Annotated in this window: 16 protein-coding genes; 10 read left to right on the forward strand and 6 right to left on the reverse strand. The window is 64.8% G+C overall.

What is annotated here, in order from left to right; all coding sequences use genetic code 11:
* Positions 1-48 precede the first annotated feature (48 nt).
* The gene (locus ACE3OO_RS08215) at positions 49-1,287 is read right to left on the reverse strand and encodes a glycoside hydrolase family 2 TIM barrel-domain containing protein (RefSeq protein ID WP_374301648.1); all 1,239 of its coding nucleotides are present in this window, start codon (positions 1,285-1,287) and stop codon (positions 49-51) included.
* Positions 1,288-1,453: 166 nt separating this feature from the next.
* Here ACE3OO_RS08215 and ACE3OO_RS08220 point away from each other — a divergent pair, with 166 nt between their 5' ends.
* Complete coding sequence (locus tag ACE3OO_RS08220; RefSeq protein ID WP_374304671.1) at positions 1,454-1,999, forward strand: TIGR00645 family protein; 546 nt, start codon at positions 1,454-1,456, stop codon at positions 1,997-1,999.
* 4 nt (positions 2,000-2,003) lie between these two features.
* Positions 2,004-3,065: a hypothetical protein gene (locus tag ACE3OO_RS08225; RefSeq protein WP_374301650.1), complete on the forward strand. Its 1,062-nt coding sequence runs from the start codon at positions 2,004-2,006 to the stop codon at positions 3,063-3,065.
* Here ACE3OO_RS08225 and ACE3OO_RS08230 read toward each other — a convergent pair.
* A complete protein-coding gene (locus tag ACE3OO_RS08230) occupies positions 3,062-3,388 on the reverse strand; it encodes a hypothetical protein (protein ID WP_374301652.1) in 327 nt (108 codons plus the stop codon). The genes ACE3OO_RS08225 and ACE3OO_RS08230 overlap by 4 nt on opposite strands.
* Before the next feature lie 293 nt (positions 3,389-3,681).
* On the opposite strand from ACE3OO_RS08230, the gene ACE3OO_RS08235 reads away from it, so the two are divergent.
* Positions 3,682-4,317 carry an outer membrane protein gene (locus ACE3OO_RS08235; RefSeq protein ID WP_374301654.1) on the forward strand — a complete coding sequence of 212 codons (636 nt, stop codon included), beginning with the start codon at positions 3,682-3,684 and terminating at the stop codon, positions 4,315-4,317.
* 52 nt (positions 4,318-4,369) lie between these two features.
* On the opposite strand, the gene cueR is transcribed toward ACE3OO_RS08235, so the two are convergent.
* Both cueR and ACE3OO_RS08245 read right to left on the reverse strand, forming a co-directional pair.
* Positions 4,370-4,777: a Cu(I)-responsive transcriptional regulator gene (gene cueR / locus ACE3OO_RS08240; protein WP_374301656.1), complete on the reverse strand. Its 408-nt coding sequence runs from the start codon at positions 4,775-4,777 to the stop codon at positions 4,370-4,372.
* Positions 4,774-7,206, reverse strand: coding sequence for a heavy metal translocating P-type ATPase (locus ACE3OO_RS08245; protein ID WP_374301658.1), 2,433 nt, complete (start codon positions 7,204-7,206; stop codon positions 4,774-4,776). The genes cueR and ACE3OO_RS08245 overlap by 4 nt, the downstream gene beginning before the upstream one ends.
* A 205-nt stretch (positions 7,207-7,411) precedes the next feature.
* On the opposite strand from ACE3OO_RS08245, the gene ACE3OO_RS08250 reads away from it, so the two are divergent.
* From ACE3OO_RS08250 to ACE3OO_RS08270, 5 genes are all read left to right on the forward strand, one after another.
* Positions 7,412-7,993, forward strand: a complete 582-nt coding sequence (locus ACE3OO_RS08250; protein ID WP_374301660.1) for a PAS domain-containing protein — start codon at positions 7,412-7,414, stop codon at positions 7,991-7,993.
* Positions 7,990-8,598, forward strand: coding sequence for a PAS domain-containing protein (locus ACE3OO_RS08255; protein ID WP_374301662.1), 609 nt, complete (start codon positions 7,990-7,992; stop codon positions 8,596-8,598). The genes ACE3OO_RS08250 and ACE3OO_RS08255 overlap by 4 nt, the downstream gene beginning before the upstream one ends.
* A gap of 167 nt (positions 8,599-8,765) precedes the next feature.
* Positions 8,766-9,440, forward strand: coding sequence for a response regulator (locus tag ACE3OO_RS08260; protein WP_374304672.1), 675 nt, complete (start codon positions 8,766-8,768; stop codon positions 9,438-9,440).
* A 409-nt stretch (positions 9,441-9,849) separates the two neighbouring features.
* On the forward strand, positions 9,850-10,920 hold the full coding sequence (gene gtdA, locus ACE3OO_RS08265; RefSeq protein WP_374301664.1) for a gentisate 1,2-dioxygenase: 1,071 nt from the start codon (positions 9,850-9,852) through the stop codon (positions 10,918-10,920).
* A gap of 9 nt (positions 10,921-10,929) precedes the next feature.
* Complete coding sequence (locus ACE3OO_RS08270; RefSeq protein WP_374301666.1) at positions 10,930-11,568, forward strand: hypothetical protein; 639 nt, start codon at positions 10,930-10,932, stop codon at positions 11,566-11,568.
* A 43-nt stretch (positions 11,569-11,611) separates the two neighbouring features.
* On the opposite strand, the gene ACE3OO_RS08275 is transcribed toward ACE3OO_RS08270, so the two are convergent.
* Positions 11,612-11,845: a hypothetical protein gene (locus ACE3OO_RS08275; RefSeq protein WP_374301668.1), complete on the reverse strand. Its 234-nt coding sequence runs from the start codon at positions 11,843-11,845 to the stop codon at positions 11,612-11,614.
* Positions 11,846-12,005: 160 nt separating this feature from the next.
* On the opposite strand from ACE3OO_RS08275, the gene ACE3OO_RS08280 reads away from it, so the two are divergent.
* Positions 12,006-12,380: a nuclear transport factor 2 family protein gene (locus ACE3OO_RS08280; protein ID WP_374301670.1), complete on the forward strand. Its 375-nt coding sequence runs from the start codon at positions 12,006-12,008 to the stop codon at positions 12,378-12,380.
* Between the two features lie 66 nt (positions 12,381-12,446).
* Here the strand turns inward: ACE3OO_RS08280 and ACE3OO_RS08285 are convergent, their stop codons facing one another.
* Positions 12,447-12,947: a GFA family protein gene (locus ACE3OO_RS08285; protein WP_374301672.1), complete on the reverse strand. Its 501-nt coding sequence runs from the start codon at positions 12,945-12,947 to the stop codon at positions 12,447-12,449.
* Positions 12,948-13,068: 121 nt separating this feature from the next.
* Here ACE3OO_RS08285 and ACE3OO_RS08290 point away from each other — a divergent pair, with 121 nt between their 5' ends.
* Complete coding sequence (locus ACE3OO_RS08290; protein WP_374301674.1) at positions 13,069-13,437, forward strand: hypothetical protein; 369 nt, start codon at positions 13,069-13,071, stop codon at positions 13,435-13,437.
* Positions 13,438-13,471: the final 34 nt, after the last annotated feature.

The following is a 13,471-nucleotide window of genomic DNA, read 5'->3' on the forward strand; positions in this document are numbered from 1 at the left end:
ATAGTCCGCCATGCCGCTGCGGCAAAAGCGGTGCTTACTTCACCCGGCCTATTTCACCCGGAAGGGCAGGTTGGCGGTGGCGGCGGCGCCCTTGCCATCGCGGATGGTGGCGAACAGGCGGTAATTGCCCGGCTGCAGGCCGACGACGGACACGCCCTTTGGGCCCGGTTCGCGCAGGGCCTGCGGGAAGCTGGGCGGCACGGCTTCAGCATCGCCCGAGGTTTTCAGGTCGGTGCTTTCCGCCATCACGCTCCACACCACGCCGATCTGGTCGCCATCGGGATCCTCCACCGCGATCTCGGCGCGGATGGTGTCGCCCCGGTTCCATTCATTGCCATTGGCAAACCGGAACAGCGAAATGCGAGGGGCGCGGTTGCCCTGTGGTGTGTTGCCGCCCCAGGCCAGCGCCATCGCCTCGGCCGCGCGCGTGTATTCTCCGGTGGGCAGCAGCAGGCTGTGCCAGGTGGGCGTCACTTCCTGCTTCTGGCCCCAGTAGAACACGATCTCGCCCTGCACATGAGGCTGCAATGCGCTGAACCAGCGCGACAGCAAGGCCGCCTTTTCATCGCTGTTGGGTTCGATGGCGGCATTCCATGGCGTGCGCTTGGCCTGCCACTGGCCCATCGGCCCCATCTCGCTGACGATCAGCGGGCCTTTCCAGCCCTGGGCGCGCACGCGGGAGGGCAGCGAGGGCAAGGCATCGCCGTAGGAATTCACCCCGAGCACCTGGATGCTGGGCGCATGGCGGATCAGCTTGGCCACCTTTTCGTTGCCGGCTTCGGCCAGCACGGCCAGCGTGGGATGGTGCGGATCAAGCCGGCGCACCAGCCGCGCGGCTTCCTCGAGGCCGGGCCAGACCTGGGTGTCGTCGGCCAGTTCGGCCTCCACCTCGTTGCCCAGGCCCCACATCAGCAGGGCGGGATGGTTCTTGTGGCGATTGACGAACTCGGTGAGGCGCTGGAGCTGCGGCCCGACCTGGGCGAGATCGCGATAGTTGAAACCGCGTCGCGGATGTTCGAGCCAGAAACCGGCGATCACCTTCAACCCGGCCTTCTGCGCCTCGTCGAGCACGAAGCCGGTCTCGTCGCCATAGGTGCGAATGGTGGTGGCACCGAGCTGTTTCAGCAGGCCGAAACGGCTCTGCCCGGCGACACCCAGCACCGCGAAGGCCTTGCCATCCACAAGAATCTTGTCGCCATGCACGGTGACGGTGGCCGCCGCTACAGGCGCCGGCGCGGCGAAGAGCAGGGCAAAAGCGGCAAAGGCAGGTAACAGGAGCTGGCGCATGGCGAGACTCATGCCGTTAAGCCGCGGAGCTTGCAAGCGCTTTGACGCCGCAGCGGAGAATAACATCGGATCGGCGGCACAGGGGGTACCTCTGGCGGCAGCGGGCCGCTTGGGCTAGCGTGCCGGCGGATTTCGACCCCTTTGCCGGATTGCCGCCATGCGCCAGATCGAACGCCTGCTTGAAAAGACCCTGTTCGCCAGCCGCTGGGTGATGGCGCCCTTCTATCTGGGCCTGGCCGTCGCCCTGATCCTGCTGCTGGTCAAGTTCGCCCAGGAGCTGTTCCATACCATCCCGATCGTTTTCAGCATGAGCGAAAGCGATCTGGTGCTGTCGATCCTGGCCTTGATAGACCTGTCGCTGGCCGGCAATCTGCTGCTGCTGGTGATTTTCTCGGGCTACGAGAATTTCGTTTCCAAGATCGATACCGGCGATCACCAGGACCGGCCGGGCTGGATGGGCAAGATCGATTATTCCGGCATGAAGCTGAAGCTGGTGGCCAGCATCGTCGCCATCTCGGCGATCCAGTTGCTGCGCGCTTTCATGAATATCGGCCAGATGAGCCATGCCGATCTGGCCTGGCTGGTCGGCATCCACATGACCTTCGTCGTCTCGGGTGTGCTGCTGGCCCTGATGGACCGGCTGACCGAAAGCAGCGAAGGCCACAAGAAAACCGGCGACAAGAAGACTGGCGCCAACAAGACTGGCGACTGAACCGATGCTGCGCGCGGGGATCGTCGCCGCGCTGCTGCTGCTGGCCGGCTGCGCCGGCGATGCGGGCTACCGCGCATTGCCCGATGCGGTGCAGCGGCCGCATCCGCATACCGTGCCGCATACCGACCGCCAGGGCGTGGCGCTTTCCGCCTATGATCCGCTGCGTTCCTTCCTGCCCCTGGCCCTGGGCGGCGCGCTGGCCGACTATGCCGCCGGCCCCAGCCGGGGCTTCCAGGCGGCCTTCGCCGCCGATTTCAACGCCGTGTCGGCCGATCCCGGCCAGCCATTGCCCGCCCTGCTGAGCGCCGCCAACGGCTCGCGCGTGCAGCTGCTGGTGCCGAAGATCGAAACCGCCGATGCGGCGCTGCTGGATGCAGGCCGCGCCGTGGTGATCGAGATGCCGCGCGATCCGATGCAGGCAGGCCGGTTCGCCGCCAGCGCGCGCGCCCATCCGGACAGGCCGGTCTGGGCCCTGCTGCCAGCCTATGCACGCGGCGAAGAAAAACTGATCGATCCGGCGCAGGCACGGGCGCTGGCCTTTGCCGCGCTGGTGCATGGTGCAACCGGCCTGATCTGGCAGGGCGAGGATAATTACGCCGCGCGCAATGCCGGCGCGCTGGGGATCAGCGCCGCACCCCGGCTGGATTACGGCATCACGATCAACGGCGCCGACATGCCGCCGCCGCGCCGGGTCGGCGCCGACGAAGCGGCGGCCTCAAGGCGGCTGTGGGATGCCGTGGCGCAACTGAACCGGCGCATCGGCCGCCTGCGCGCCGCCCTGCTGCAATCCGATGTCGATGCCGGCTACAGCGTGGAGATCCGCAGCGCCACGGCAGTTGGCGGGCCTGTCCTGCGCACCGCATTGAAACCCTGGGAGGGTGACTGGCTGCTGATCGTCGTGAACCTGCAGGACAGAAGCCATGACATGCGCATCCGCTTCGATGACGGCTTTCGGCGCGTGTTGCATCTGGATAGCGAAATCCCGCTGCAACAGGATGCCGCGCGCGGCCTGTTGCACGACACCATCGAGCCCTGGGGCCTGCGACTTTACAAGGTCACGCGTTAGTTCGCCGCAGAGCCGCGTCGCAAGGCCAGGGCGCAGAGTGCCGGCACGGCTGTCTTGTCCCTGCCTGTCACCACGCAGCTTTGCGCCGGGCGATCAGGCGCGGTGACAGTGACGGCGACGCCCTGCTTGGGACAAATGCCCAGGCACCGCACCCGCGCCACTCGCACATCCTTCTTGTGGCCCGCCGCCTTCACCACATCTTTCAGCTCGGCCGCCAGATCGATGCCGCGCCCGTGATCGCATTCCGAACAGACCAGCACCAAGGCCGTGGACCAGTCGGGTTCGACCGGTTCGATGACGGGCTTCGGGTTGTGGCGCGACATGGCAGGCCTGCAAACAAGAGGAACTGCAGCGCAGCCGCAGCGGAAAACAGAGAAATCCGCCAATCAGGTAGGAAGCAAGCCTCACGATGGCAAGCAGGCGCGTTATGAAAAAATCTGGCGCAACGCCGCAGAAAACGTCCAGTTCCCCCGTGTTGCCCAACCGACACGGTTTTCATCAATGCTTGGCATTGCAGGGCCACGCCATGATTTCGCCACCATAGCTTCGTTCATTCACGGTGACCGCCAGAGACAAAGGCGGCAAGCCTCGCCATCTTTTGTACAGGAGTATTGTCATGACCCGTTACGCTCCGCTCGCCTTCGCGGCGGCCTTGCTGACCACCACCGCCATCGCCCCCGCTTTCGCGCAGGATAACACGACCCTGCGCACCGGCAGCTATGGTGGCCTCAGCTTTGGCGCATTGATGCCGGAGGATACTGATGGTGCCGGCGGCTCGGAAGTCGAGCGCGATACCGGCTATGCCATCTTCGGCCAGTATGGCTATCGCTTCCCCAACCAGCTGCGCCTGGAAGCCGAGCTCGGCTATGGCAACAGTGAATACGATCGCTTCCGCGCCGGTGGCGCCAGCAGCAGCCTGGGCGACGACACCGACATGTATTCGCTGACCGGCGCCGCCTACTACGACTTCACCACCGGCACGCCGCTGACACCGTATCTGGGCGCCGGCGCCGGTGTGGTGCATCAGCGGTTCGACCGCAACACGGTCAGCGCGGGCGGCACCACCCTGGGCGGCAATGACGGCAGCAGCACCGACCTGACCGCCTTCGGCGAAGTCGGCCTGTCGTACCAGCTCTCGAGCAATTTCGAACTGGTGCCAAGCTATCGTTATCAGTGGATCAACGATGGCGAGCAGGGTCTGGAAGACACCACGATGCATCTGGCCCGCATCGGCCTGCGCACCTGGTTCTGACGGCAGCGAATGCCACCGAAAACGGCGGGCCATGCCCGCCGTTTTTTTGCGTCTAATGACAGGCTTTGGCCGGCGGGCCGCCAAGATCGTCGAGGATCGGGCAATCGGGCCGCGCATCGCCATGGCAGGCCTCGGCCAGATGCTGCAACGTGCGTTTCATCGCCTGCAATTCGGCGATCTTGGCCGTCAGGTCGTCGATATGCTTGGTGGCGATCTCTTTCACTGCCGCCGAGGGCCGCGAGCGATCACGCCACAGTCCGAGCAGCAGGCGGATGTCGTCGAGCGCGAAGCCGAGGTCGCGCGACCGCCGGATGAAGCGCAGCATATGCACATCGGACTCAGTATAGACGCGATAGCCGCTGGCACTGCGGCCCGCCTCGGGCATCAGGCCGACACTTTCGTAATAGCGGATCATCTTGGCGCTGACGCCCGAAGCATCGCTGGCCTGACCGATATTCATCTCGCGTCCTCCTGTGCTGCCGGCCGCCACCGCTTGAGCAGCAGCGCGTTGCTCAACACCGATACCGAACTGAGCGCCATGGCGGCACCGGCCAGCATCGGATTGAGCAAACCGAAAGCGGCCAGCGGAATGCCGATCACGTTATAGGCGAAGGCCCAGAACAGGTTCTGGCGGATCTTGGCATCCGTCTCCCGCGCCAGCCCGATCGCTTCGGCCACCAGGGCCGGGTCGCCGCGCATCAGCGTGATGCCAGCCGTCTGCATCGCCACATCCGTGCCGGTGCCCATGGCAATGCCGACATCGGCAGCGCCTAAAGCAGGCGCGTCGTTGATGCCATCGCCCACCATGGCGACAGCCCCACCGCTTTCCTTGCGCAGGGCCGTGATCAGCGCGGCCTTGTCCTGCGGCAGGATCTCGGCCTCCACGCGCTCGATGCCCAGCCGTGCCGCCACGGCCTGCGCCGCGCCCTTGCTGTCGCCCGACAGCATCACGGTATGGATGCCCATGGCCTTGAGCCGCGCGATGGCATTGGCGGCCTGCGGCTTGGGCTCGTCGCCGAAGGCGATCAGGCCCAGCGCGCGCTTGCGCTGTGCATCAGCCAGCCACGATACAGTGCGACCCTGGCCGGCCAGCCTTTCCGCAGCGGCCAACAAGGCAGACGGGTCTATGCCCTCCTCACGCATCAGCCGGGCGTTGCCGAACAACAGCGGCGTACCATCGATCCGGCCGCTGACGCCGCGGCCGGGCCGGTCGCGGAAATCATCCATAACGCCGAGCGGACAGCCAGCAGCCCTTTCACGCAGGGCCTGGGCCAGCGGATGCTGCGAGCCGGCCTGCAGCGCCGAGGCCTGCATCAGCAGAGCCTGTTCGTCGATGCCCGATGCCGCAACAATGTCGGTGACCACCGGCTTGCCCGCGGTGAGCGTGCCGGTCTTGTCGAAGGCCACCAGCTTCACGTTGCGCGCGACTTCCAGTGCCTCGGCATCGCGGATCAGGATACCATGCCGCGCCGCCAGTCCGGTGCCGACCATCAGCGCGGCCGGCGTGGCGAGGCCCAGCGCGCAGGGGCAGGCGATCACCAGCACGGCGATGGCATGCACCAGCGCCATTTCCATGTCGCCACCAGCCAAAGTCAGCGTGAAGGCGAAGGTGACCAGAGCGATCAGGATCACCACCGGCACGAAAACCGCACTGATCTGGTCAACCAGTTTCTGAATCGGCGGCTTGCTGGCCTGGGCGGTTTCCACCAGGCGCACGATGCGGGCGAGCGCGGTTTCGCCGCCCACCGCCATCACGCGCGCCACGATCAGACCGTCGCGGTTCAGCGTGCCGGCATGTACGACATCGTCGATGCCTTTTTCCACGGGCAGGCTTTCGCCGGTGAGCATCGATTCATCGACGCTGCCGCGACCCTCGACGATCAGGCCGTCGGCGGCGAAGGCCTCGCCGGCGCGGACCACCAGCCGGTCGTCGGGCTGCAGCATGACGGTGGCGATTTCCTCCTCGCTGCCATCGGGCCGCCGCCGCCGTGCCGTGGCGGGTTTCAGCTTCATCAGGGCGCGCAGGGCAGCCACGGTCTGGCCCTTGGCGCGCGCCTCCAGCCACTTGCCCAGCCGCACAAAGGCGATGATCGCCGCCGCGCCTTCGTAATACAGATGCGGCATCTCGCCAGGCGCCGCGCGCCACCACAGCCATGTGCTGAGACCCCAGGCCGCCGTGGTGCCGAGCGCCACCAGCAGATCCATGTTGCCGGTGCCCGCCCGCAGCGCGCCCCAGCCGGCACGATAGAAACGCCAGCCGAGGATGAACTGCACCGGCGTGGCGATGACGAACTGCCAGAATGGCGGCAGCATCAGGTCATGCCGGCCGCCCAGCTCGAATACCATGCCGCCGGCCAGCGGCAGGGTGAGCAGGATGGCCAGCAGGGCCAGATTGCGTTCGCGCGCGACCTTTTGGGCTGCCTCGTCCTCGCGCGCGGAAGCCGACGCGGCAGCATCATCAAAAGGGCGCGCCTCGTAGCCCGCCTTCTTCACGGCCGCCAGCAGAGTGGCGATATCGACGGCGCCGCGCGGCGCGACCACCTCGGCGGTTTCGCTGGCGAGATTGACGCTGGCCTTCTGCACGCCGGGCACGGCGTTCAGCGCCTTTTCAACCCGGCCGACGCAGGAGGCGCAGCTCATGCCGCCGATCTTCAGGGCCAGGCGGTCCTGCGGCACCTGATAGCCGGCCTTCTCCACTGCAGTGACCAGCGGCGCCAGAACCGCGAGGTCGGGCGAAGTGAATTCCACATGGGCGGTTTCGCTGGCGAGGTTCACGCTAGCTGACTGCACGCCGGGAAGGGCGGTGAGCGCCTTTTCGACCCGGCCGGCACAGGAGGCACAGCTCATGCCCGCGACCGGCAGGTCGAGGGCGGCGATAGCAGCAGACATGACGAAAAATCCTTTCGGCAGTGGATCACTGCCCCCTCAAATAAGGCTTCCCATCATGGGAAGGTCAAGCGGAAGTCGCAGGCAGCCGGGCGTTACCACCCTAAATTCCCACAATTGTTCACGAATTTTACAATTCTGAAGTTTTTTCGGCCGGCCGCATCTTTCCAGTGGTCAGGACGCTGAGCAGGTTGGATATTCTGCGCCCATGACTTTCATCGACAGCCTGCCGGCGCCGCTCACCGCGCCGAGCCGCAATTTTTTCGCCCAGTGGCATGCCTGGCGCGGCGACCGGTTGTTGCCGCGGCGCAGCGCCATGGATGCCAATGGCCTGGGCGACCTGCGCGGTTATTGCCTGCTGCTGGATATCCGCGGGCGTGATTCCATTCCGATCTGCTTCGCCGGCAGCATGGTGGCAGACATGCTGGGTACAGATCTGGCTGGCCGCAATTACCTCGACCTCACCGAACCGGAAAACCGCAGCCGGCGCGCCGCCCTGCTATTCGCGGAGATCGCGCAGCCCTGCGCCGCGGTAATTTATTACTGGCTGCAAAGCGATCGTGGCCGCACGATGCCGGTTGAACTGGTCTCCGCACCGCTTTGCGCCGACGACAGCGACCAGCCATCGCTGGTGCTGGCCTGCGCCACGCCGCTCGTCGCGGGCAAAGCCGGCGATGTGATGGACGCAACCTCTTATGCCGAAGGTGAAGGCCTGCGCTTCATCGATATCGGCGCCGGTATTCCGCCGGTGGGCGCCGATCTGGCCATGCTGGGACATAGCGTTCAATGATGTACAGTTTCGAACGGCTTCAGGATGTGCTGTCGCAGCCGACGGCCGAGATCGTGACGGTGCGCGACGAAGCTGTGCAACTGAGCGATGACAGCCGGCAATTCCTGACTGCATGGAACCGCTGGCGCAGTGACCGCTTGCTGCCGCGTCGAGCCGACATGGACATCACCATGATTGCCCGCCTGATGCCGCGCGTGGTGTTGCTGGAGGCCCTGGATTCCGAACGCGTGATTTTCCGTCTGGCCGGCGGCGAGATCGAGCAGTATCTGGGCCTGCGCCTGCAGGGCCGGGATTATGTGACCATGGGCGAACCGGATCAGCGGCCGCGGCGGGCCGAACTGATGTGGCGCATCGTGAGCCAGCCCTGCGCGGCGGTGAATGTCTATCGCGTCGCCGATCCCGATGGCAGCCGGCGCCTGATCCAGTTCTGCGGCGCCCCGATCCTGCCTGACGAGGCCGGCGCGCCGATCCAGCTTCTGGCGGTGGCCAGCAATCTGCGCCGGCTGGGCTGGGGCGAGGGCAGCATGCCCTATGACCCCAACGCCACCGGCCTGTGTTTCATCGATATCGGTGCGGGCCTGCCCGCGATCGGCCCGACGCCGTAAAAGATTTCCCGCGCTGCTACCTGGCCAGAAACAACCAAACTGCTGGCAAAGGCGAATTTTTCCGCTAAACTGAAAAGAACAAATCAGCCGGTCGTTGTGGTGCCGGCTCTGTTGCGGGGAGGTCTACCCTGGCGTCGGAAAAAAACTCTCAACCGCAGCGTATCCTGCTGGTCGAGGACTCGGTGCCCGTGCGCGCCGCCTTGCGTGTAGCTCTGGAAGCCGCAGCCTATCTGGTCGACGAGGCACCGACCGGGCGTGACGGCCTGGCCAAGGCCAATGCCGCCGACCTGCTGCTGCTGGATCTGGGCCTGCCCGACATCACTGGCTTCGACGTTCTGGAAGAACTGCGCAAGGACGCCAGCACGCCGGTCGTGGTGCTGTCCGGTCAGGAAGAGGTCGAGGCGAAAATCCGCGCGCTCGACTTGGGTGCCGACGATTACGTGACCAAACCCTTCGATGCCGGCGAGTTGCTGGCGCGCGTGCGCGCGGCCCTGCGCCGCCGTGGTGAAACAGCCGCGCCCAATGGCCCAGTCAGCATCGGGCCGTTCCAGATCGATCCCCTGACCGGCGATACCCGGCGCGACGACCGGCCGGTACGCCTGTCGCCGATGGAAGCGCGTTTCGTGAAGATGCTGGCACAGAAAACCGGCCAGCCCGTCGCCACCAAGCAGCTCACCGTCACGCTGTGGGGCAACGATTCCGCCGAGATGCGCCAGGCTTTGCGCGTGCTGGCCCGTAAGGTGCGCTGCAAGATCGAGAAAGATCCCGACGAGCCGCGCTTCCTGCTGACCGAGCCGCGGCTGGGTTATCGCCTGATCGATCCGGACTACGCCGCCACCTGAGCGGCCGTATGAAGCAACAGGGCTGGCCTGCAAATCCTGCAAGGCATTGAATCCGGCTTGTGCCTCAGGCGTTTGCGTGATGCCGACGGCTTTCACGGAAATGTGCCCGGAGAATATGGCCATCTGCCTCTTGGCAAGCCCGGCCACCCTTCCCATATCGATGCTATGCGACGGCGACTTGCCGTTGCCGGCCCCGGAGACCCCCCCTTTCCGGTGCCTTTCTGGCGCAGATTTATCTTTGCGCAAAACGCCCGGTTCGCCCCCCGACCGGGCGTTTTCTTTTTTGGTAGGCATTTTCTTTTTGCGTGCCGGATTGAATGGCGGCGGGATTGGGTTTCATCCGTAGTCTGATATTGTAGGCGGCAAGCCCGCGACGGATACCGACAAGCCGGGAGACGAGGATGACGCCATGAGCCAGCACCCGCAAATAGACCAGGCCGTGATGCAAGAGCGCCGGGCCTATTACGACAAGATCGGCACGCGCAAGATGACGCCGCTGTGGGAAGTGCTGCATGCCCTGGTGATCCCGCAGCCCAAAAGTGCCTGCATGCCGGCAATCTGGCATTATGCCGATATCCGCGACGACATCATGGAAGCCGGCCGGCTGATCACGGCGAAGGAAGCCGAACGCCGCGTGCTGATTCTGGAAAATCCCGGCATGCCCGGCCAGTCGCGCATTACCACCTCGCTTTATGCCGGACTGCAACTGATCCTGCCGGGCGAAGTGGCCCCGGCGCATCGCCACACGCAATCGGCTTTGCGCTTCATCGTCGAGGGCGATGGCGCCTATACGGCCGTGGATGGCGAAAAGACCATCATGCATGAAGGCGACTTCGTCATCACGCCGAGCTGGACCTGGCACGATCACGGCAACGACAGCGACAGGCCGATGGTATGGATGGACGGCCTCGATATTCCGCTGATCCAGGCGCTGGACTGCTCGTTCATGGAACGCCTGCCCGAAGACAGCCAGCCGCTCTCGCGCCCCACCGGCGACGCGCTGGCGCGCTATGGTTCGGGCCTGCTGCCCGTCGATTTCGAGGTGAAGACGCCCACCTCGCCGGTCTTCAACTATCCCTACCGCCGCACCCGCGAAGCGCTGGAAACCATGCGGCAGGCCGAGGAATGGGATCCCTGCCACGGGCTGAAGCTGCAATACATCAACCCGGCGACCGGCCAGAGCGCCATGCCCACCATCGGCACCTTCATGCAGCTGCTGCCCAAAGGCTTTGCCGGCGCGGACTATCGCAGTTCGGATGCCACGGTGTTCAGCGTGGTGGAGGGCAAGGGCTATACGCTGGTGGGCGAGGGCGAGACACAGCAGCGTTTCGACTGGGGCAAGCGCGATACCTTCGTGATCCCGAGCTGGGTGTCGCACAGCCACCACGCACCGGATACGGATGCCGTGCTGTTCAGTTATTCCGACCGGCCGGTGCAGAAGGCTTTGGGCCTGTGGCGCGAAAGCCGGGGTAACCGTTAAAGGATTCTCATGGCCAAGATCACCAAGATCGTTGAAGTCGCCAATGACGACGAAGACCTCGACGACGATTTCGATATCGGCGGCGATAGCGACAGCAGCGATCTGGACGGCCTGCGCGCCGTGGCGCGACTGGCCAAGCTGGTTGGCGGCCTGCCATGGTTCTCGGCGGTGGGCCGGCCGCTGACGCGCGGCGAACTGGCCGATGCGGAAGGCTATATTGCCGGCATCGGCTTTCCCGATCTGGGGATTGCCGGCGTGGAAGACTGGCTAGCCGCTTCAAGCGCAGCGCAGGCGCCCGACTGGGGCGACGATTGGTGGCAAGCGGAAGAGCAGATGCGCAGGAGCCTGCTGGACGAGGCCCTGCTGCTCAATCCCGAACACGATCTGATGGTGGCACTGGAGCATGTCTCGACACGGGCCAGCGAAAAGGCTTTCGACCGCGCCACGGCCAGCGCGGCGAAACAGGGCGTGAGCGATCCGGCTTTGCTGCAGGTGGCGGCCGGGGCGGCGGCGCAGGCGGCCTATCAGGCAGCGTTGGTGCTGGCCGCCGATGGTGACTCGGATCATCCCTTTGCGCTGAAATTCCGCCTGTTCGAAGCTGGCCGTCTGCCGCTGGGGATTGTCGGCAACACGTTCAACCTGTTTTAGGCCGATTCCTCATCCTGCCGTGATGGCCGGAGCAAAGAACGGCTTATTCCTCGCCCCTGATTTCCCGGCGGCGGCCATAGAGGAACACACCCACCACGATGGCCCCCAGCACCAGGCTGAGCAGCACGCCCCAGATCAGCGGCCATGTGGCGGCCGGATCGAAATCGGCTTCCATGCCGGTCCAGAAACGGAAGGCCATGACGATGGCCATGCCCAGCGCACCCAGCAGGGCAAGCGTGATGGCAATGGCGAAAACCTTGTCGGTGCGCGTTAACATGCATCTATAATGCTGATTTTCAGGCGCCAATCAAGCTGAGACGTCCGGATGCGACAGCGGGTCGCAACCGAGCCGGCGCGGAAGGCACGCTCAACACAACCTGTTGATCGATGGCGGCCCGGAATATGCGGCAAGATGTGCCCTAAAGAGGAGAACAGCGATGCCGAGTCGGCAGACCGTGGAAGATTTCATCGCCCTGGTGGAAAGCAACCGCCATGACGAGGCGATCGAGCGTTTCTATACCGAAGACGCCAGCATGCAGGAAAACCTGACCGAACCGCCGCGCCAGGGCCGCGACAGGCTGGTGGCCCATGAGCGCGCCGTGCTGGCCCGGGCGAAAACCGTGGCCAGCGAATGTGTGCGGCCGGTTCTGATCGACGGCGACACCGTGGTGGTGCACTGGGTGTTCCATTTCGAATTCAAGGACGGCAGCAAGCGCCGCATCGAGGAACTGGCGCACCAGATCTGGAAAGGCGAGAAGATCTGGCGCGAACGCTTCTACTACGACCCGGCGCAGATGAAGGCGCAGGCGTAAGACATGCCTTATAGTGTCACCCCCCGGATCAAGCCCGGGGATGACGACAAATGAACATATTCGCCGTCACTTCACCCATACCTTGTGCTTCTTGTGCCAGTCGGCCAGCGAGAGCTTTGGATAGAGCTCGTAGGTCTCGTCATGGCGGCCGATCTGCGGTTTCACCCAGTCGGGCTTGTAGCGCAGCATGAGATGCACCTTCGCCGGTGGCCGGGGCAGCGGCGTGTCGATCGCCGAGGCGAAGGGATGGATCAGATCGGGCCAGGTGGGGTCGTAAAGCCAGAGCGCGGTGGCGCAGCGCTTGCAGAAATTGCGTTCGCCCGTGCTGGTCTCACAGTTGCGGCCATCATCGTCGCAGATTTCCGCGCGATACACGCCGATGCTGCGCCGGCCTTTGGCGATTTTCAGGCTGGCGGACAGACCACCCAGATTGATGGCATAACCTCCGCCGCCTGCCGTCTTGCGGCATATGCTGCAATAACAGAGCTGGTAGGGAACAGGCGTGTGGCTGTCGAGGCTGAAGCGCACGGCGCCGCAGCGGCATGATCCTTCAAGATGCATCGGCATGGCGACCTCCGCGCTAGATACCCATTATAACGCGGGAAATCGTAATCGTGCGCCGGGCATGCGTATTTTTCTGGCCGGGCGGCTATGCCAGACTACGGCGGCTTACCTGGGGATTCGCACAATGACAAAATGGATTTTCCGCCTGGCCGGCATTTACGGCCTGCTGGTGCTGACGCCGCTGTATTTCCTGGAAGACCGCCTGACGCCACCGAGCACTCACCCAGAGCAGTATTACGGTTTCCTTGGCGTCGGCATCGCCTGGCAGCTGGCCTATCTTGTCATCGCCACCGATCCGGTGCGTTACCGGTTACTGATGCTGCCCGGGATCGTGTCGAAAGTGACCTGGGCCGGGGCACTGGTGGTGCTGTTCGCCGGTGGACGCGTCGCCGCCGACGCGTTCTGGCTGGGCCAGATCGACTGGCTGCTGGCCGCCCTGTTCCTCTATGCCTTCCTGCGCACGCCACGGCAGCAAGCCCGTCTGACGGCCTGAAGCGGCAGTGGCAGACAGCCGGGCTTTGCGCTAG

This window comes from Ferrovibrio sp., assembly GCF_041906005.1.
GTDB lineage: Bacteria > Pseudomonadota > Alphaproteobacteria > Ferrovibrionales > Ferrovibrionaceae > Ferrovibrio.